Genomic DNA, 19,357 nt, shown 5'->3' with positions numbered 1-19,357 from the left:
TCCGGTCCCTTTGCGAGACCGGATCCACCTCGGCAGCGCTGACTGCTCATTATTCGCATTCCTGTGCCGATATCCTGCCAAACGCCCAATAAAACCGGCGCGCTGGTCTGGTGCCGCAAGTCAATCAGGAGTTCAGATGCGTCCACGTCCGTGGTGTCTACTGGCGGTCACGCTGGCCGTTTCGGCGATCAGTGTCGAAGTTCGAGCTGACGAAACCAGCGATATCGTCAGCCATGCCTTGCCATTGCCCAGCACCGCCAGCCAGTTGACCGACCTGCGTCAGCGTCTGGCCGACAGTGAAAAACAACGGGAAGAGTTGACCCGCCAACAGCACAATGCCGACACTGAACGCGAAAGTATTCTGGTGGGACGCCTGCGTCAGGAGAACCAAAGGCTTAAACTGCAGCTCAAAGAAGCGCAGTCGGTCATGCCTGCGCGCGTACTGACCGAGCAACAACAATGGTTCGTCACAGGGGGCGGCGTTGCAATGGTCGCCCTGCTGTGCGGTATTTTTGCCAGCGGCTGGCGTAGACAGCGTCGGCAATGGCTAAATTGAGTGACTCATGAGCGAGCTGTTACTTATTGATGATGACCAGGAGCTGTGTGAGCTCCTGAGCAGTTGGTTGAGTCAGGAAGGTTTCGTGGTGCAGGCCTGTCATGACGGCCAGAGCGCTCGCAAGGCGCTTGCCCAAGCTGCCCCTGCCGCCGTGGTGCTGGATGTGATGCTGCCCGACGGCAGCGGTCTGGAACTGCTCAAGCAACTGCGCACCGACCACCCCGACTTGCCCGTGCTGATGCTCTCGGCCCGCGGCGAGCCGCTGGATCGCATCCTCGGTCTGGAGCTGGGTGCCGACGATTACCTGGCCAAACCGTGCGATCCCCGCGAACTGACCGCCCGTTTGCGCGCCGTGTTGCGTCGCAGCCATCCGACGGCGGTGTCCAGCCAGATCGAACTGGGTGACTTGTGTTTCAGCCCGGCCCGAGGCGTGGTCACCATCGACGACCAGGAATTCACCCTGACCGTTTCCGAAGCGCGTCTGCTCGAAGCCCTGTTGGGTCAACCCGGTGAGCCGCTGGACAAGCAGGAATTGGCGCAACTGGCACTGGGTCGCAAACTGACGCTCTACGATCGCAGCCTGGACATGCACGTCAGCAACCTGCGCAAGAAGATCGGGCCCCATGCCGATGGCCGGCCGCGGATCGTGGCGTTGCGCAGTCGCGGTTATTACTACGCGGTTTGACATACGACTGCAGGAGCGCGCTTGCCGGCGATTGTGGTGTGTCAGGCGATTGAGCCTTGTCAGACAGATGCAAGCGCGCGCTCAAGAGCTTCGAGCCCGTCGAATTTCCTGCATCTGTCAGCCCCATGACAAACCCTCTTTACCCAAGCTTTACCCACGCCTGACCTCGCTTGACCTTGATCTCCCTAAACTGGCCACAACCGGCACAGAGCCGGATTCGAGACAAGGAGATACACCATGCGCAAGACTCTGATCGCTTTGATGTTCGCTGCCGCCCTTCCTGCCGTGGCAATGGCTTCTCCGACAGACGATGGCCACCTGGGTGGCCCTGGCGGTCCAGGCTTCGACGGTCCTGGCATGCACCACCGCAAAGGCCCGTTCGACAAGCTGAACCTGACCCCGGAACAACACCAGCAGGTCGGCAAACTGATAGGCGATCAATGGCGCGATCGTTCCGAGATCACCCATAAGTACCTGGCCAAACTGTCGCCAGCCGATCAGAAGGCCATGCAGGATGAACTGGCCGCCAAGCACGCGAAGACCCAGGCCGACATCCGTGCGATGCTCACCCCTGATCAGCAGAAAACGTTCGACCAGATCCAGAAAGACCAGGCACAACGTCGCGCCGACCGTGCCGAGTTCGAAGCCTGGAAAGCGCAAAAAGCGCAGAAAGCCCAATAACCGGCGACTGACGCGACGTTACACTCCCCAACCCGACACGCTCTTTGCGGCGTGTCGGGATTTTATGTTTAAGGCCTGATTCAAGGGTCGGATTGAGGGCTTCACGTGCGTTCATTGTTCTGGCGAATTCTGGCGAGCTTCTGGCTCGCGATCGCGTTGGTGGCAGGTCTGTCGATTCTGCTTGGGCACATGCTCAATCAGGACGCCTGGATCCTCAGTCGCCATCCCGGCCTGCACAACCTGCCGCAGAAGTGGACGCAGCTTTATGAGAATCAGGGCGAAGGGCCGGCGCAGGAGTTTCTGCAGGATCTCAAGCGCAAATACCATATTGATGTTCAGGTCCTGAACGATAGCGGTGAAGCGATCGTTCCAGGCACCTTTCCACCTCGCGCTGCAGCGTTCGAGGAGCGTCAGCAGGACGACACTCGACCATTACCATGGCGACGCCTGACTGCTGAATACACCAGCCCGAAAACCAGCGAAACCTATCTGCTGATCTATCGCATTCCCCATCCGGAACTGGATGCGTGGCACCGGGAAAGCCTGCTCTGGCCATTTAGCGCACTGGGTATCGCGCTGGTGGTCCTGACCTTGTTCAGCCTGCTGGTGACCCTGTCGATCACCCGCCCCTTAAGCCGTCTGCGTGGCGCGGTACACGACCTTGGCCAGACCACCTATCAACAGAACAGCCTGGCGCAACTGGCCAATCGTCGCGACGAATTCGGCGTGCTGGCCAACGACTTCAACCGCATGGGCGCGCGCCTGCAGAGTTTGATTGGCAGCCAGCGCCAGCTGTTGCGCGATGTCTCCCACGAACTGCGTTCACCCCTGGCGCGGCTGCGTATCGCGCTGGCGCTGGCCGAGCGCGCCGGGCCTGCGGAGCGGGAAAAACTCTGGCCGCGCCTGACGCGCGAGTGCGACCGGCTGGAAGAATTGATCAGTGAAATTCTGGCCCTGGCACGGCTGGACGCCGACATGGGCAGCGCGACGCCGATTGACTTGCCGGGGCTGTTGCATCACCTCAAGGCCGAAACCGAGATGGGCGGCACCGAGCAGACCATCGAGGTCGAGTCGCAACCGGGGGTTCAACTGCAAGGCTGGCCGAATGTGCTGGAGCGTGCGCTGGATAACCTGCTGCGTAATGCTCTGCGCTTCAATCCGCCGGGCCAGCCAATCGAACTCAGTGCGCGCCGTGAAGGCGGCGACCTGTTCGTCAGTGTGCGCGATCATGGTCCGGGCGTGAGCGCGGAGCATCTTGCGCAGTTGGGTGAACCCTTCTACCGCGCGCCGAATCAGACCGCGCCGGGTTATGGCCTGGGCCTGGCCATCGCCAAGCGCGCTGCCGAGAAGCACGGCGGGCATCTGCTGTTGGAAAATCACCCACGGGGCGGGTTCATCGCCAGCATCGTTGTGCCACGCGAAACCAGTGCCTGACGCCTAACCCCTGTAAAAGCGCGCTTGCCCGCGATTGCGTTATATCAGTCGCACCTATGTTGACAGACGCACTGCAATATCGCGGGCAAGCGCGCTCCTGCAGTCAAATCACCCTTACCCGCGCCACTCACTGACAAAATCCGGGACATCCGGCTTCGCAGCCACACGCGGTGGATTCTGTGGCGTGCCAAGGTACAGGAAGGCGATCACCTGTTCATCGGCCGCCAGGCCCAATCCCTGGGCGACGTGGGTCGAACAGGACAGTTCACCCGTGCGCCATACCGCGCCAACGCCCAACGCATAGGCCGCCAACAGCACGCCATGAGCCGCGCAACCTGCGGTGATGAGCTGTTCTTTCTTCGGCACCTTGAAGTGATCCGTCAGCTTCGCGATGACCACTACCACCAGCGGCGCACGCAACGGGCCCAAACGCGCTTTCTCCAACGCCTTCTCATCCGCCCCGCCGCCGCTTTCGATCAACGCCTGCGCCAGCAGCTCGCCCATCCTGTTACGCGCCTCGCCTTCGACGGTGAGAAAACGATAGGGCCGCAAGGCGCCATGATCGGGCGCACGCAAGGCCGCGCCGAAGAGAATTTCACGCTGGGCGGCATCCGGTGCCGGTTCGATCAGTCGAGGGACGGACACGCGATTGAGCAGTACATCAAGCGCTTCCATGGAAAGGTCTCCTGAAAATTGATGGGCCATTGTAGTGCCCCAAACGTCTTCTTGAACTTCAATAACGAGCGACAAGGGCAATTACTTACACGACAACCGGAAAGGGCTTCGGTTTACTTGCCTTTACCCACGGGTAGAATGAGCGGCTTTCCACTACCTGATCAGAGCGACTGCATGGCGTTGCCGACTCTCCGCATCATCGGTTTCATTATCGGCATCTTCCTCATCACCCTGGCCATCGCCATGGTCGTGCCCATGGCCACGCTGCTGATCTTCGACCGCACCGGCGACATGCCATCATTTCTCTGGTCGAGCATGATTACCTTCATCGCGGGCCTGGCGCTGGTAGGTCGGGGCCGTCCGGAACATGTACATCTGCGGCCACGGGACATGTACCTGCTGACCGTCAGCAGTTGGGTCGTGGTCTGTGTGTTCTCTGCGCTGCCCTTCCTGCTGACCCAGCACATCAGCTACACCGACTCGTTCTTCGAGAGCATGTCCGGCATCACCGCCACCGGCTCCACGGTGCTCAGTGGGCTGGACAAGATGTCGCCGGGTATCCTCATCTGGCGCTCCCTGCTGCACTGGCTCGGTGGCATCGGCTTCATCGGTATGGCGGTGGCGATCCTGCCGCTGCTGCGTATCGGCGGGATGCGCCTGTTTCAGACCGAATCATCGGACCGCTCGGAAAAGGTCATGCCGCGCTCGCACATGGTCGCCAAGTTCATCGTGCTGGTGTACGTCGGCTTCACGGTGCTGGGCAGCGTCGCGTTCTGGTGGGCCGGCATGAGCCTGTTCGATGCGATCAACCACGCGATGTCGGCGATCTCCACCGGCGGCTTTTCCACCTCCGATCAGTCCCTCGCCAAGTGGCCGCAACCGGCGGTGCACTGGGTGGCAATCGTGATGATGATTCTCGGCAGTCTGCCGTTTACGCTTTATGTCGCCACCCTGCGCGGCCATCGTCAGGCGCTGATCAAGGATCAGCAGGTGCAGGGTTTCATCGGCCTGCTGCTGGTGACCTGGCTGGTGATGACGGTCTGGTACTGGGCGACGACCAATCTGCCGTGGTACGACGCGTTGCGACATGTGGCGCTGAACGTCACCTCGGTGATCACCACCACCGGCTTTGCCTTGGGCGACTACAGCCTTTGGGGCAATTTCGCCCTGATGTTTTTCTTTTATCTGGGCTTCATCGGTGGCTGCTCCGGCTCAACGGCGGGCGGGGTCAAAGTGTTCCGGTTTCAGGTGGCCTACATCCTGCTCAAGGCCAACCTCAATCAGCTGATTCACCCTCGGGCGGTGATCAAGCAGAAGTACAACGGCCATCGTCTGGATGAAGAGATCGTGCGCTCTATTCTGACCTTTTCGTTCTTTTTCACGTTCACGATCTGCCTGATCGCGTTGCTGCTTTCGTTGTTGGGGCTGGACTGGATGACCGCGCTGACCGGCGCTGCGAGTACGGTGTCAGGTGTCGGTCCGGGACTGGGTGAAACTATCGGCCCGGCGGGCAATTTCTCGAGCTTGCCAGATGCCGCGAAGTGGATTCTTTCGGTGGGGATGCTGTTGGGGCGGCTGGAAATCATCACAGTGCTGGTGCTGTGCATTCCGGCGTTTTGGCGGCATTGATACACCGACGAACGGTGAACCCTGTAGCAGTCCGGCTCGCCGGCGGTGGCGTTTTCGAAATCGCTACCACCGGCAAACCGCGTTGCAGGAATATCGGCGTTATTCCAGCCCCTTGCGCAACCGATACTCACCCGGCGTCTCGTCGAACCAGCGTCGAAAGGCTCGAAAGAAATTGCTCGGATCGGCAAAACCCAACAGGTACGCGATTTCCAGCAAGGTCATCTGCGGCTGCGCCAGGTACTGTTCGGCCAGCTCGCGCCGGGTGTCGTCGAGCAGGGTCTGAAAGCTGGTGCCCTCTTCCTGCAACCGACGCTGCAAGGTGCGCTGCGACAGGTGCAGGCTCTGGGCCACGGCTTCGCGCTTGGGTTCGCCTTGCGGCAGCAACCGGCACAGCACCTGTCGAGCCTGATGAGTCACCCGATTGCTGTTGAAGCGCGCGAGAAACTCTCCGGCAAAACGGTCATGCAGCTTGGCCATCGCCTCGTCCGCCGTGGGCAGCGGCGCTTCCATGTCGGCGCGTTCGAACACCAGCCCGTCGTGAGAGGCGTTGAACGTCAGCGGCGCGTGGAAAAACTTTTTGTAGGGCTCGACGTTCTTCGGCTGATCGCCCTGGATCAGCACCTGACGCGGATGCAGCGGACGTCCGGTCAGCCAGCCGCAGAAGGCCAGTGCGAATGCTAGAGAGGCCTCGGCGCTCTGCCGCGTCGGCGGTAAAAGATCGCCATGCACTGTCAGAATCAGCGCATAGCCCTCAGGGAGGAGTTGGAAGCTCAGATCGGCACTGTCGGCAATGATGCGCTGATAACGTACCAGTCGTTCCAGGCCCTCTTTCAGTGTGCGGCTGGACATCAAGGCGTAGCCTGCCACGCTGAAAGACGCCGGGCGCACCACCCGAGCCATGTTCAACCCGACCGCCGGGTTGCCGGACAACTCCACTGCACGGGTCCAGAGCCGGGTCATCGAGTCCTGCGGGAAGCGTGCGTCAGGGTTCTCCAGATCGGCATACACCAGGCCTAATTCCTTGAACAATGCCCGGCAGTCCAGGCCATCCATTTCAAGGGATTTGACGATCCCCATCGCCCAGCTTGAAGAAGTGGTTTTTTCCATGGCTACTTCTGGTTTGCGCCAGTCACCCCCTGCGACTGATAGCCGAAGGATACTACGTTGGCACCCATTGTCACTGCCTGCCGGGGGTGCTCGGCTAGACTCAGGGGCATTAAACCTACAAGAGAAGACCGCTGTGGCTAACGTCAGGACGTTCGAAGGTTTTGCCGACTTCTATCCCTATTACCTGCAAGAGCACCGGGACAGCACGTGTCGTCGTCTGCACTTCATTGGCACCACGCTGGTGCTGCTGATCATGGCGACCGCTGTATTGAGCGCCAACTGGCTGCTGCTGTGGGTTCTGCCGCTGGCAGGCTATACGTTCGCTTGGGTTGGGCATTTCTTCTTCGAGAAGAATCGACCGGCCACATTCAAGCATCCGTTCTACAGCCTGCTGGGCGATTTCGTGATGTACCGGGACATGCTGACCGGCAAAGTGCAGTTCTGATACCCGCTCATCAATTTGGCTTATGGTGTGATTCTCGAACGCGTTGTTCCGCGGGATCACCGCTGCCGAAGGCGGTGATTGGATGACACCGCCGGCAAGGCATACTGGTACAGCAGGCCGGGTAGAATTTGAGTTGTTTAGGCCGAGTCGCCAAGAAAGGCCAGTAGCGATGCTAGCGGGTGGCGACGTCGATCCGGCCAGCATCACGAGCATTGCAGTTTCAGGTCAGCACAAACTCCACCGGCTCCAGCAGCGGCGGCAGTGGCTGCACGCCCAGCGCATCGAGCACATCGCGCTCGACGACCCGCACCAGCGCATCCAGCGGCAGGTCGTTTTCGTCGTAGCCGAAGGGGTCTTCCAGTTCGTTGCCGATGGCATCCAGGCCGAAGAAGGTGTAGCTGACAATGGCCATGAACAACGGCGTCATCCAGCCCAGCGGTTCGGCCATGGCGAAGGGCAGAAGAATGCAGAACAAGTAAATCGTGCGATGCAACAGCAAGGTATACGGGAACGGCAACGGGGTGTGCTTGATGCGGTCGCAGGTGGTCACGACCCGGCTCAGCGCACTCAGATGATTGGCCAACAGCATGTAGCGCCACTCGTTGATCTGCTCGTTTTCAGTGGCCTGCGAGCACTGCCGACCTATTTCGCGCAGGACCCTGTCGCAAAAATTGGCGCTCTCGGCAGGCGGCAAATGACTCACCCAGGGCTGCGCGGCGTTTTGCACATCCTGGCGGCGCAGGGTGGCATTCAGCGCGTGGGCAAAGCCGCACAGATCGCGCAGGATGCTGCTACGTACCGCCTCGTCCTTGATCACCTGAGTTTCGCGAATGATCGACCGGGTTTCAGTGATCACATCGCCCCAGGCCTTGCGGGCTTCATACCAGCGGTCGTAACAGGCGTTGTTGCGAAAGCTCATGAAGATCGACAGGGATAAACCCAGCAAGGTGAAAGGCGTAGCGCTGACCTTGGCGAAGTAATCCGGGTGCAGGCTCTCGATCAGCACGATGAACGCCGCCAGCAACGTCACCATCACCGCGCGCAACGCGATACGCCGGGCAATCGAGCCCTTCAGTGCGAGCAGGACATTAAGCAGATTGGGATGAGGTCGAACGATCATGACTCAGTCCACGCCCGGACTGGCACCGCGATCGTTATGCCCGAGATCGCGCTCGGGATCGATCCGGTCGCGGACCCGCTGTTTCAGCACCTTGGCTTCGGGAAAACCGCCATCGGCCTTGCGTTCCCATATCTGCACGTCATCACAGGTAATGCGGAACACGCCACCAGTTCCGGGCACCAGCGACACCTTGCCCAGATCGTCGCCGAAGGTGCTGAGCAGTTCCTGGGCCAGCCAGGCGGCACGCAGCAACCATTGGCACTGCGTGCAATAGGTGATGGTGATTTGCGCCTTGGCATTCATGGATCAGCCCAGCCCTGCCAGCAAGTCGCGAGCGGTCTGCTGCGGGCCGTCATCGGACTCGTCGATCACTTCCTGAAGCAGACGTCGCGCCTCGTCGATATTGCCTTCGTCGATCAACACCTGCGCTTCGTTGATCTTGCTCAAGGGCGCTTCTTCCTCGAGGTCCATCAGATCGAATTCGGTGTCGTCGGTCATGAAGCTGTCGAGGAAGGCATCGTCCATCAGATCGCTGTTGCTCTGCGCAACGGACTCAGGCTCCGGCTCGAACTGCACCTCGACCTCTGGCACCTCTTCATCCTCGGCGAAGTCGCTGAGGAACTGCTCTTCGGGCATTTCGAAGACTTCCGGCAGCTGCGTCAGGTCCGAAGCAAAAGTGGGGTCCAGTTCTGGCTCGGCGTCTGGCGCAGGCTTGCGAGGCGCCGGGGTGCTCTCGAAGGGGTCGACCAGATCCCAATCGGCGTCCATGGACAGGTCATCGAGGTTGAGCTGGAAGTCGTCGGCCGGATCGGGGTTCAGCGACGCGGCGGTATTTTCATCGAGCTGGGCAGCTGTCTGTTCACTGGCGAGCGCTGTTTCAGCTGCTGCAGCCCCGACCACGGCAGCGCCGGTCACGACCGCTGGCGCGATTGCCGAAAGAGCCTCGGCAGGTACAGGAGCCACCGGCGCATGTGCCAGTTTGAGCTTCGGATAACGCGCGCGAATTTCCTGCAATTTCTGCGGCTCGATGCCCTGGTTCAACAACACTTTTTCTTCCTCGTCGAACCCGGCGACATCGCCCTGTTCGCCGAGCAGTTCGAGGATGCGCATGCGCACGTCGGTACGTTGCGGTTGGCGATCCAGCGCCTCACGCAGGATCGCCTGCGCTTCGGCAAATCGGCCATAGGCGATATAGATGCTGGCACCGTCCAGGGCGTCCGTCGCCGCACCCGCCAGACGTTGGCCGGCAGGCGCCGCAGCGCTGGCGCTCGGCGTAGCGGTGGCGGCCGGGAGTGGCGTGACCGCCGGAACCTCGAATACCGGGGTCACCGTCGCCTGTGCCGGTTTGATGATCGGCTCGTCAGGCTCAGGCTCAGGCTCTAGCGCCAACTGATTCTTGATCCGGTTACGCCGCACCGACCAGGCCAACGCCAGCAGCAGGACCAGCACCAACAGCCCAGCCACAATCGTCGTCCACGGCAGGTCATCATCTTGAACAGGTGCAGCGGGTGCTGGCGCAGGTGTTGGCGCCACAGGTGCCACCGCAGGCTCGGTTTTCTGGACCGGCGCAGGCACGGGCGCCGGGCTGGAGGCCAACGCCTTCATTTCCGCCAGTTGCGTCTGCAATTCGATGATCTGGTTGTTCTTGGCCGCGTCGTCCTCGGTGATCTGCCTGACCTGCCCTTTCAAGTCATCGACGGTCTTGGTCAGTTGCTGGTTTTCCATCGCCGTGGCAATCAGTTGCTCACCATTGCCAGGCGGCGCCACCGGGGTTACAGGCCCGGGCGCCGATGCAGGAGCACTCGGCGCAGGAGTAGCAGAGGCTGGCGAAGCGGCCTTGGGCTCGACGGCGTTGTCTGGCAACAACAGGCTTTGGCCGACCTTCAGCTGGCTGCGTTCACCGTTGGGAAAAGCCTGCGGGTTGAGCGCCTGAATGCCGCTAATCAGTTCAGCGCTGGAGGTCTTGCTGCCAGGGGCCTGAATCCGGCGCGCGATGCCCGCCAGGGTGTCGCCGGAGACGACGGTATAGTGCTTGCCCTGCACCGCCCTGGGTGGCGCCACCGGAAGCCGGGACTGATGGGCTCTGTTCTCGGTCGCGGGAGATTGCGCACGGCTGCGGGTCGCAGCCAGGCCGGCCGGGGAATTGGGCGGGTCGAGCAAGACCGTGTATTCGTGCAGCTGATCGCCGTTGGGTCGTGAAAGACGCACCACGAAGTCCATGTACGGCTCGGTGACCGCCTTGTGCGATTCGATATGCACCACGGCCCGACTGCCGCGAATTACGGGAGTGAAACGCAGGTCATTAAGGAAGAACACCCGCTCGACGCCCGCTTTGGCGAAGGCTTCAGCAGAAGCCAGCGTAACCACGATCTCTTCAGGGCTCAAACCGCCTGCTTCGATCAATTCGATGTCAGCGTTGAAAGGCTGGCCCAGCGCCGAATGCAACGTGATGTCACCAAGGCCCAGCGCCGCCGCCATGGAGCTGTGCAGCATGGACGCCGAGGCGATCGCCAACGTCAGCAATCCTGCGCGAAGACCCGACTGAACGCGAAAAGATCCGTGACTCTCGCGCCGACTACCGGCCTGAAAACTCTTCAGCATGCGAACCCTTATGAGGCAGGCTTCCCTGCAAATTTCGTTGTGCGGACACCATGTCCGGGCAAAATCAGTATGGGTGCAAATAGAACAGGATGTTTCGGCAGGTTCAATGTATTTGTCGCAGGCATTGAGCCATATCGTCAGGATTTTTCCAGATTGGCCAGAATTTTCGAGTGGACGTGCAGGCATACGCGCAGATCTTCATCATCGATGCCCGCGAACAGCTCGTGGCGCAGCGCGTTGGCGATGGTCTCGATTTTCTCGATCAGCGGCCGGGCGGTGTCACCCAGGAGGATCTTCTTCGCACGACGATCTTCCAGTACAGCCTGGCGCCGCACCAGACCCTGATTCTCCAGGCTGTCGAGCAAACGGGCCAGGGTCGGGCCTTCGACACCGACGCTTTGCGCCAACTCACGTTGGGTTGGCGGCTCCTTGAAGCGCGCCAGATGCAGCAGGACCAACCAGCGGGCCTGGGACAACCCGAGATCGGCCAGACGACGGTCAAGCTCGGCACGCCAGCCCCGGGACAGGTTGGCCAGCTGCATGCCAAAGCGGTGTTCTTCAGTTAACGGCATAGGTAACTCGATGGTTAAAGGCTGTTCCTAATTAATAGGCAGCTAATCATGGAGATACTGGCGAGGCAAGTAGCGAGATGTGGCGTTTCGTCGCACAGGCACGCAGCAGACCGAAATGCGGCAGGATTGGCATGGGAAACGCCCTTCACGCCTTGGAGAATTTGCAACCGCAAGATTGCAGTGTAGTGGGGTCAGCTTGCTCACGAAGGCTGACTTACAGGCCACACATCCGGTGCAGATGTACTGGCCGATTCGTGAGCAAGCTCACTCCCACAGGGACCGGAGCGAGGCAGGGGTTTGGGCTAGACCTCGAACTCGGACTGCAGCGCCGCGCGCACGCAATACAGCACACCTTCGGGCACGCGGCCGGTGAACGTCTCGGCGATAGCGGCCACCGGCGGCAGTTCGCCCTCGCCGTCGAGGAAGGCGTCCTGAATCTCGCTGAGCAGGTCTTCCGGCAGATCCAACGCCTGGTCCAGCGACAATTGCTGCTTGCCGATGGCCTCGGCCAGCATCGTGTAGACGTTCTTTTCCGAGCACTGCAACTGTCCGGCGATCTGCATCGGCGTCATGCCGGCGCGGGCCAGGCTGATCAGCTCGTGGCGCAGATCGGTAACCACCCGTGGCGCAGGCGCCGCACCGCCGAGCACTTCCAGAAACGCCTCGCCGTAACGCTCCAGCTTACGCGCGCCGACGCCGCTGACCCGGCCCATTTCGGCCATGGTCCCGGGCTGGCTGCGCAGCATTTCCAACAGGGTCGAATCCGGGAAGATGACGTACGGCGGCACACCGTGCTCTTCGGCCAGCTTGCGCCGCAGCGCGCGCAGGGCTTCCCACTGTTCGCGCTCTTCGCCGCGTACCAGTTGGCTGGCCGGGCTGCCCGAGGCTTTCGGGGTGGTCTGTGGTTTGAGGTCACGGCGCAATTCCAGGGTGACTTCACCGCGCAACAACGGGCGGCAGGTGTCGCTCAGGCGCAGGCCGCCATAGCCTTCAAGGTCGATGTCGGCCAGGCCGCGGGCGACCAATTGGCGGAACAGAGAGCGCCAATCGCCTTCACTGCGCCCCTTGCCGACGCCGAACACCGCCAGTTTCTGGTGACCGAAGCTCTGCACCTTGTCGTTTTCCTTGCCCAGCAAGACGTCCACCAGATGCCCGACGCCATAACGCTGACCGGTGCGGTAGATCGCCGACAACGCTTGCCGCGCCGGCTCGGTGGCATCCCAGGTCTGCACGCCATCGACGCAGTTGTCGCAATGGCCACAGGGGTTGGACATGTGTTCGTCGAAATAGGCCAGCAGCGACTGACGCCGACAGCGGGTTTCTTCACACAGCGCCAGCATGGCATCGAGCTTGTGATGCTCAACGCGCTTGTGACGCTCATCGCCTTCGGAGTTCTGCAGCATCTGCTTGAGCATCAACACATCCTGCAGACCGTAGGCCATCCAGGCATCGGCCGGCAGACCGTCACGCCCTGCCCGACCGGTTTCCTGATAGTAGGCTTCCAGGGATTTGGGCAGATCCATGTGCGCAACGAAACGCACGTTCGGTTTATCGATGCCCATGCCGAAGGCGATGGTCGCGACCATGATCAGACCTTCTTCATTAAGGAAGCGGCGCTGATTCTCGGAGCGCGTCTCGATGGGTAGGCCTGCGTGATACGGCAATGCCGGGTAGCCGTTGTCGCTGAGAAACGCGGCGGTTTCTTCGACCTTCTTGCGCGAAAGGCAATAAACAATGCCGGCATCGCTGCGGCGCTCGGAGAGAAACGCCAGCAACTGTTTGCGCGGCTGCTCCTTGGGCACGATGCGGTAGAAGATGTTCGGCCGGTCGAAGCTCGACAGAAAACGCTCGGCGTTCTGCAGATGCAGACGGGTGACGATTTCTTCGCGGGTGCGCTTGTCGGCGGTAGCGGTCAGGGCGATGCGTGGCACGGCGGGGAACAGCTCGGCGAGTTGCCCCAGTTGCAGGTATTCCGGTCGAAAGTCATGGCCCCATTGCGACACGCAGTGGGCCTCGTCGATGGCGAACAGGGCGATCTTCAGGTTTTGCAAAAAAGCCAGCATACGCGGCTGAACCAGGCGTTCCGGCGCCAGGTACAGCATCTTCACTTCGCCCTGGCGGATGCGGTTGGCCAGATCGCGCTGCTGTTCGGCGCTCAACGTGGAGTTCAGCGCGGCGGCGGAAACACCGAGCTCTTCAAGGGTGGCAACCTGATCGTCCATCAAGGCGATCAACGGCGAGACCACCACTGCCAGGCCATCGCGCAACAGGCCGGGCACCTGGAAACACAGGGATTTGCCGCCGCCGGTGGGCATCAGTACCAGAGCATCACCACCACTGGCCACGCGCTCGATAATGGCACCCTGGCGACCACGGAAGCTGTCGTAGCCGAAGATGTCTTTAAGTACGCGTTGAGCCTGGTCGAGCATAAGTACCCCGAATGGTGCCGCTGCAGCGGGTGAAAATTCGCTGTCTAAATCGCAAAGCGCGGCAGTATACCGGAGCGCTTCGAACGATTGGACAGCGGTGACACCAGCGGTCGAAATTTAACGCAATGCCTATTCTATAAGCCTCGCCGCTGGCGCGCGGAGCCCTCAGGGCCTAGAATTCAGCATCGTTTATTTCCAAGGTAGTCCGTCCATGTCCTTCGCTGAGCAATTACACCGCCTGCAAGCCTTCCTCGATGCCGATGAGCTGCATGACGAAGCGCTGGACTATGTAGCCGCCCACGGCTACCTGACCGCGCTTTCGATCTGTGCCGAAACGGTGCCTGACCGCGAATGGATCGACGCCCTGTTCGCCGAACCGCCGCACTATGCCGATCAGGCCCAGCATGAAGAAATCGAAGCCACGCTGATCAAGCTCAAGGAACACATCGCTCGTCAGTTAGCGTCGGATGAAGAATTCGAGCTGCCCTGCGATCTGGATCTGGGCGATGACCCTGATGATTCGGAATTGCGCGGCTGGTGCATCGGTTTCATGGAGGGTGTGTTCCTGCGTGAATCGGCCTGGTTCGAGAACGACGAGGAAGAAGTCAGCGAGATGCTGCTGCCGATCATGGTCGGTTCGGGTCTGTTCGACGAGCAGGCTGAGTTCGCCGACATCGCAGCCGATGCCAATCTGATGGACGACATGATCGTGCAGATCCCAGAGGCGCTGACTGCGCTGTATCTGTTGCTGCATGCGCCGGATGAAAAACCGGCGATCCTCAAACCTCGCCACCACTGAGTCGGCGCCTATGGCGCAAGATGGGTTTGGTAGCATAGGGATGGTGTGTACACCCACTCCTGCGGGTGGCGCTGCTTTTGGTTCTGCCTGATGGCAGAAAAGCGTTTCGCCTTCAGCGAGTTACTTGGAAAAGCCGGAATGCCGGACCAATCCGGAGTAACCAAGGGTGCTTGCCCCTGGTTTGGCCCGCACCCAGCCGCGATCTATGTCGTCCGAGCTGTCGCGTTATAAGAGCAAGAGCAAAAGCAACAGCAAGATCAAGATCAAGACCGAACGCAGAAGCGACAGGCTACCTTGATCCCTGTGGTGGACGCCGAAGGTTACGACGGCAGCGAAAGCGGTGGGTCAGCTGCGGATCAGTTGCCTGACACGCCGCGTTCGCTGCCGTCTTAACCTGGGACGTCTCCCTACAGGGATCGCGTCAATCCTCGGAGATCTCGTGAGCCAGCCCCAGATAGCCGCTGAGAATGGTGCGGTGTTCAAGGCACACCGCAAGCCTGCGCAAATCTCGATCAAAGACTCACACCGTATCCACCTTCAACGAATGATCCCCTAACATCCCGTTGATGATCGACGCCGTATCAAGCCCTCCCGCCACCACACCACCGGCTCCTGGCGAAACCTCGTAATGCTGGGCCAGATCAACCCCTGCCAAATCAATGGTCTGCGTCGCGGCGCCACCCGCCACGCTGCTCACATCGATGGACGACACCAGCGAAGCACCAGTGCCACTCACGCTGAAATGCAGGAAGTTCTCCAGCGAATTCGCATCCCCATGATCACCCTGAAGCAACTGCGACAGGTCGAGCTTATCCACGCCGAAGTTGAAATCCGTGATCGTATCGTGCCCGGTATTGCCCGCCTGATACTGGAACGTGTCACTGCCAAGGCCACCCGTCAGCGTATTGTTCCCCGGCCCGCCTATCAGAATGTCGTCGCCCGCCCCGCCATTTAAAACATCGTTACCCAGACCACCGTTCAGCAAGTTGTTGCCTTGGTCGCCGGTCAGGTGATCGTCGTAGTTCGAGCCGATCAGGTTCTGGATATTGACCAGCGTATCCACCCCTGCCCCACCGGTATGCTGCGCCCCGGTCTCAGCCGTGCTCACCGTGACCCCCGCCGTTGCCAGCGAGTAATCGGCAGTGTTGTTGCCTGAGCCGCCGTCGAGCAGGTCGTTACCCGGTCCGCTGAAGAGCGTGTCGTTGCCATCGTCGCCGAACAGCTCGTTGTCACCCGCCCCGGCAACGAGTACATCGTTACCATCGCCCCCATGCAGTTGGCTGTTGGCAGCGCCGACCAGCACGTCGTCGCCAGAGGTACCCAATACTGTGTGACCATCCTGATGGCTGATGTCCACCGGCGCCGTGCTGCTGCCCCCGTGGGCGTCGGTGACGGTGTAGGTGCTGTGGACATCCGGCGTGGTGTTGACCGCCGCCGTGTCAATGGTCAAATGCAGGTCGTAGTTGCCTTGCAGATCCGGGTCGGCCTGGTTGACCACGATCAACCGGTACACCCCATCTTCGGTCGCGGTGAACGAGCCGCCCTCGGCAATCCCGTGGTAGGCCCCATCCTCGAACTTCCAGCTCATGCCCAATACATCGTTGGTCAGGTTGTGATCGACCGTGACGGTTTCACCGGCCTTCAGATGCACGCTGTATAGGTCCTGAGCATTGGACGGCGACGCATTGGTCGCGCCCAGGTATCCGGTGATCACCAGCAAGGCCGTGGTCGCGGTGTTGCTGTAGAAATCACTGCGGTTGAGGTTTTTCAGCTGGTTGGCGTCATCGTCGGAGGTGCCACTGAAGTTGAGAGTTTTCAGCGAGCTAGCCTTGAAGTCGGCGCCTTTGGCGGTCCAGCCAGTGGTGAAGGCTGTCGGCGAAACGCTCAGCGCCCCGCCATTGCCTGCCACATCATTGGCCGCCAGTGCCGCGCCGGGGATGACGATGCTCGATCCGCTGAGGTTGGTGATGACGTTATCTGCCACTGCCACCGGCGCGTCGTAAACAGGTGTCGGCGTCGAGGGCGCCGTGGCCACCACGTGAACGTTCAGATCGGCGGACGCCAGGTCGCCGTCGGAGTCGCTGAGCACGTAGTGAATGTTTTCCGTCACCGATTGAGTCAGGCCCGTTGCTGGCGTGTAGCTGTAGTCGCCGCTGCCCATGTTGATGACCAGCGTGCCATGCTCGCTGGTCACGGTCAGGGTGTCGCTGCTGGAATCGAAACTGCCGTGATCAGTGCCGCCGCTGGGGGTCACACCGCCTTGATGGCTGTTGGCTTTGGGGTCGAAGGTGTACGTAGTGCCGTCGATGCTGATCGATTTGATGAAGCCCTGATCGGCGCCAAAGGTGCCGCCTTCCAGCAGGCTGCCATGCACCCCGCCCTGTACCGTGCCACTGAGCACGGCGTTCAATTGGCCGAGGTCAGTGACGATCACGGCATCGCTGTCGCTACCGGTGGCGCCGTTATGAGCGACCGGGTCCAGATAGGTGCTGGTGACCTCGGTGCCGACGCCGATCGCGTAAGCGTTAATGTGGTGGCTGTCGAGGAAAGCCGTCCAAATCGCCTCTTCGCTTTCGTCGATGCCATCGCCGCGCTCCGGGTCCGGCACGCGGCCCGGATCGGAGTGCTGTGGTGAGGTGGTCGGGTTGCCGTCCGAGAAGAAGTACGCCAGGTTCTGCCCATCGGCGAGGGCGCCCTTCTCGACGAATGCCTGCTGCGCCGCGGCCAGGGCTGCGTCGTAGTTGGTACCGTTGCCTGCGGTCAGCGCGTTTACCATGGCCTTGGCGGTAGCGACATCGACCCATTCATTACTGCCGATGTTGGCCTGGCTGTTGAAGGTCACCAGCTGCACCCGCACGTCGCCCAAGGCTTCGTATTTATTCAGCAGCTCGACGATGGCTTGTTTCTCCAAACCCAGGCGAGTGAGGCCGTTGACGCCCGACGCCTCGTTCATGCTCGCCGAGTTATCGACGATCAGCATCAGGTTGCTATTGACCGGGTCCGTGGTCACGGTCTTTTCGATGCAGGCTGCCTGCGGCTGATCGTCGACGATATTGACCACGATCTGGGCCGTCGAGGATTTGCCCAGCGAATCAGTAACGGTGTAGTTGAACGTCTCGTGGGTGACGTTCGGCCCGTCGTCGGCGGCGGGGGTGGTTTTCGGCGCCGAGGTCAGAGTGTAGGTGTAGCTGCCATCGACATTGAGGTGCAGCACCCCGTATTGGCCTTGCACGGTGCCGTTGTGCGCGCCGTCGAGGCTGAAAGTCAGCGCACCGGTGCCGCCCTGCACCGAGTTGGCGACGCTTCCGGTTCCAGTTTCAGCGGTGGAGTCGGGGTTGCTGCCGGTGACTTTGCCTGGCGCCAGATCCTGGCCGTCCTTATGGGTGTCCAGCGCGCTTTCCTGAACGGTGACGTCGTTGTCGTTGCAGGCCACGGGCGGGCAAGGCGGCGTCACGTTGACCGTGACGGTGGTGGTGCTGGTGTCGCCGTCGGCATCGCGGATGGTGTAGGTGAACACGTCCTGCTCGCCATTCGGCCCCGTCAGATCGGGATTACTGTGATACGTGGCGTTGCCCTGGCTGTCGACGATCAGGGTGCCATAAAGCCCGGTAACGACGGTATTGAGGCCACCGGTGACCGGAGACGACGTATCGCCCCCCGCACGCACGCCGATGATCAGCCCATTCGGGCCCGCGCCATCGGCACCGGCGCTGTCGTTGAGCAGTAGATTGCCGCTGACTTCGCCGCCCGCCACGACGTTGCCGATATCGCAGTGCGCCTGAGGTGTGTCATCGAGAATCTTGACCACCACGCTGCCATCGCGCACGTCGCCGTTATTGTCCACGGCGTGTACAGGAATCTGATCGTTGAGCGAAGTGCCGTCGCCCTGGTCGTGATTCTCCGAATGATTCAACGTGTAGGTGTACGTCAGGTCACCCGTGGTCGGGTCGTAATGCAGGACGGTCAGCGTGTTGCCCGATGGCAGCGTGGTCGATTGCGGCGAAGACAACGGTACGCCGTGCTCGATCACATTGATCCCTCCGACGCTGAGCGTTTGTACGCCGTCCTGCGCGGTGACTTTGAGCGTTCCCGTCTGAGTCAACGCATCGGGATTCGGATGAGAGCCCCCTGGCAAATTTGCCTCATCAACCGTGCAATCGCCGCCACCGATGACCACGCCATCGTTATGGAACACGTTGACGGTGATCGTGGTGGTGCTGGTATCACCATCGGCATCGCGGATGGTGTAGGTGAAGATGTCTTGCGCGTCGCCATCGCCACCGGAGTTCGGGTTGGCCATGTACGACGCCTGACCGCTCGCGTCTACGGTCAAGGTGCCGTACAGCCCTTGAATCACAGTGCCGACGCCGCCGAAGACCGGGCTGGAAGTGTCGCTGCCCGCCCGCACGCCGACGATCAGACCGCCCGCCCCCGCGCCATCGGCCCCGGCCAGGTCATTGGCGAGAATATTGCCGCTGGTCTCGCCGCCTTCCTTCACGTAGCCAATGTCCGCGGTTGCCTGAGGGACATCGTCGGTCACGTGGACGTTGATGTTGCCGTCGGCGGTGTCGCCATCGTTGTCCACAGCATGCACGGCGATCTGTTCGTTGTTGACAGTGCCGTC

At 61.0% G+C, this 19,357-nt stretch carries 14 protein-coding genes and 2 pseudogenes; 8 read left to right on the top strand and 8 right to left on the bottom strand.

Going from position 1 to position 19,357, the window contains the following annotated elements; translation table 11 throughout:
* The first annotated feature begins 136 nt into the window (after window positions 1–136).
* From CE491_RS06055 to CE491_RS31185, 5 genes and pseudogenes are all read left to right on the top strand, one after another.
* A complete protein-coding gene (locus CE491_RS06055) occupies window positions 137–556 on the top strand; it encodes a translation initiation factor 2 (RefSeq protein WP_110947452.1) in 420 nt (139 codons plus the stop codon).
* Window positions 557–563: 7 nt separating this feature from the next.
* Window positions 564–1,241, top strand: a complete 678-nt coding sequence (locus CE491_RS06050; protein ID WP_110947451.1) for a response regulator transcription factor — start codon at window positions 564–566, stop codon at window positions 1,239–1,241.
* 237 nt (window positions 1,242–1,478) lie between these two features.
* A complete protein-coding gene (locus CE491_RS06045; RefSeq protein WP_110947450.1) occupies window positions 1,479–1,922 on the top strand; it encodes an LTXXQ domain protein in 444 nt (147 codons plus the stop codon).
* Window positions 1,923–2,027: 105 nt separating this feature from the next.
* Window positions 2,028–2,946, top strand: a pseudogene (locus tag CE491_RS06040) (histidine kinase dimerization/phospho-acceptor domain-containing protein); the annotation flags it as partial.
* A gap of 62 nt (window positions 2,947–3,008) precedes the next feature.
* A pseudogene (locus tag CE491_RS31185) lies at window positions 3,009–3,356 on the top strand (sensor histidine kinase); the annotation flags it as partial.
* Between the two features lie 114 nt (window positions 3,357–3,470).
* Here CE491_RS31185 and CE491_RS06035 read toward each other — a convergent pair.
* The gene (locus CE491_RS06035) at window positions 3,471–4,031 is read right to left on the bottom strand and encodes a nitroreductase family protein (RefSeq protein WP_110947448.1); all 561 of its coding nucleotides are present in this window, start codon (window positions 4,029–4,031) and stop codon (window positions 3,471–3,473) included.
* A 174-nt stretch (window positions 4,032–4,205) separates the two neighbouring features.
* Between CE491_RS06035 and CE491_RS06030 the strand changes: the two genes are divergently transcribed.
* Window positions 4,206–5,660, top strand: coding sequence for a TrkH family potassium uptake protein (locus CE491_RS06030; RefSeq protein ID WP_110947447.1), 1,455 nt, complete (start codon window positions 4,206–4,208; stop codon window positions 5,658–5,660).
* A gap of 99 nt (window positions 5,661–5,759) precedes the next feature.
* On the opposite strand, the gene CE491_RS06025 is transcribed toward CE491_RS06030, so the two are convergent.
* Window positions 5,760–6,767 carry an AraC family transcriptional regulator gene (locus CE491_RS06025; protein WP_110947446.1) on the bottom strand — a complete coding sequence of 336 codons (1,008 nt, stop codon included), beginning with the start codon at window positions 6,765–6,767 and terminating at the stop codon, window positions 5,760–5,762.
* 133 nt (window positions 6,768–6,900) lie between these two features.
* Between CE491_RS06025 and CE491_RS06020 the strand changes: the two genes are divergently transcribed.
* Entirely contained in the window at window positions 6,901–7,212 is a 312-nt protein-coding gene (locus CE491_RS06020) for a DUF962 domain-containing protein (protein WP_110947445.1), read from the top strand.
* 220 nt (window positions 7,213–7,432) lie between these two features.
* Here the strand turns inward: CE491_RS06020 and CE491_RS06015 are convergent, their stop codons facing one another.
* The 5 genes from CE491_RS06015 to recQ all read right to left on the bottom strand — a co-directional run bounded on the left by CE491_RS06015 (window position 7,433) and on the right by recQ (window position 13,934).
* Window positions 7,433–8,332 (bottom strand): bestrophin family protein, encoded by a 900-nt coding sequence (locus CE491_RS06015; protein WP_110947444.1) that lies wholly within the window; start codon window positions 8,330–8,332, stop codon window positions 7,433–7,435.
* A gap of 3 nt (window positions 8,333–8,335) precedes the next feature.
* Window positions 8,336–8,635, bottom strand: a complete 300-nt coding sequence (locus tag CE491_RS06010) for a SelT/SelW/SelH family protein (protein WP_110947443.1) — start codon at window positions 8,633–8,635, stop codon at window positions 8,336–8,338.
* Between the two features lie 3 nt (window positions 8,636–8,638).
* The gene (locus CE491_RS06005; RefSeq protein ID WP_110947442.1) at window positions 8,639–10,933 is read right to left on the bottom strand and encodes a FimV/HubP family polar landmark protein; all 2,295 of its coding nucleotides are present in this window, start codon (window positions 10,931–10,933) and stop codon (window positions 8,639–8,641) included.
* 137 nt (window positions 10,934–11,070) lie between these two features.
* The gene (locus CE491_RS06000; RefSeq protein WP_110947441.1) at window positions 11,071–11,505 is read right to left on the bottom strand and encodes a MarR family transcriptional regulator; all 435 of its coding nucleotides are present in this window, start codon (window positions 11,503–11,505) and stop codon (window positions 11,071–11,073) included.
* A gap of 302 nt (window positions 11,506–11,807) precedes the next feature.
* Window positions 11,808–13,934: a DNA helicase RecQ gene (recQ, locus tag CE491_RS05995; protein WP_110947440.1), complete on the bottom strand. Its 2,127-nt coding sequence runs from the start codon at window positions 13,932–13,934 to the stop codon at window positions 11,808–11,810.
* 211 nt (window positions 13,935–14,145) lie between these two features.
* On the opposite strand from recQ, the gene CE491_RS05990 reads away from it, so the two are divergent.
* Window positions 14,146–14,733 (top strand): UPF0149 family protein, encoded by a 588-nt coding sequence (locus tag CE491_RS05990; RefSeq protein ID WP_110947439.1) that lies wholly within the window; start codon window positions 14,146–14,148, stop codon window positions 14,731–14,733.
* A 520-nt stretch (window positions 14,734–15,253) separates the two neighbouring features.
* Here CE491_RS05990 and CE491_RS05985 read toward each other — a convergent pair.
* On the bottom strand, window positions 15,254–19,357 hold a 4,104-nt coding region (locus CE491_RS05985; RefSeq protein ID WP_199885009.1), incomplete at its 5' end, for a beta strand repeat-containing protein.

The sequence above is a fragment of the Pseudomonas bohemica genome (genome assembly GCF_002934685.1).
Taxonomy (GTDB): domain Bacteria; phylum Pseudomonadota; class Gammaproteobacteria; order Pseudomonadales; family Pseudomonadaceae; genus Aquipseudomonas; species Aquipseudomonas bohemica.
This window is presented reverse-complemented; position numbering and strand designations above follow the sequence as displayed.

What these genes read in the sequence shown, in the direction of transcription:
- CE491_RS06055 (WP_110947452.1), top strand. Translation starts at nt 137, where the DNA reads ATGCGTCCACGTCCGTGGTGTCTACTGGCGGTCACGCTGGCCGTTTCG.
- CE491_RS06050 (WP_110947451.1), top strand. Translation starts at nt 564, where the DNA reads ATGAGCGAGCTGTTACTTATTGATGATGACCAGGAGCTGTGTGAGCTC.
- CE491_RS06045 (WP_110947450.1), top strand. Translation starts at nt 1,479, where the DNA reads ATGCGCAAGACTCTGATCGCTTTGATGTTCGCTGCCGCCCTTCCTGCC.
- CE491_RS06035 (WP_110947448.1), bottom strand. Translation starts at nt 4,031, where the DNA reads ATGGAAGCGCTTGATGTACTGCTCAATCGCGTGTCCGTCCCTCGACTG.
- CE491_RS06030 (WP_110947447.1), top strand. Translation starts at nt 4,206, where the DNA reads ATGGCGTTGCCGACTCTCCGCATCATCGGTTTCATTATCGGCATCTTC.
- CE491_RS06025 (WP_110947446.1), bottom strand. Translation starts at nt 6,767, where the DNA reads ATGGAAAAAACCACTTCTTCAAGCTGGGCGATGGGGATCGTCAAATCC.
- CE491_RS06015 (WP_110947444.1), bottom strand. Translation starts at nt 8,332, where the DNA reads ATGATCGTTCGACCTCATCCCAATCTGCTTAATGTCCTGCTCGCACTG.
- CE491_RS06010 (WP_110947443.1), bottom strand. Translation starts at nt 8,635, where the DNA reads ATGAATGCCAAGGCGCAAATCACCATCACCTATTGCACGCAGTGCCAA.
- CE491_RS06005 (WP_110947442.1), bottom strand. Translation starts at nt 10,933, where the DNA reads ATGCTGAAGAGTTTTCAGGCCGGTAGTCGGCGCGAGAGTCACGGATCT.
- CE491_RS06000 (WP_110947441.1), bottom strand. Translation starts at nt 11,505, where the DNA reads ATGCCGTTAACTGAAGAACACCGCTTTGGCATGCAGCTGGCCAACCTG.
- recQ (WP_110947440.1), bottom strand. Translation starts at nt 13,934, where the DNA reads ATGCTCGACCAGGCTCAACGCGTACTTAAAGACATCTTCGGCTACGAC.
- CE491_RS05990 (WP_110947439.1), top strand. Translation starts at nt 14,146, where the DNA reads ATGTCCTTCGCTGAGCAATTACACCGCCTGCAAGCCTTCCTCGATGCC.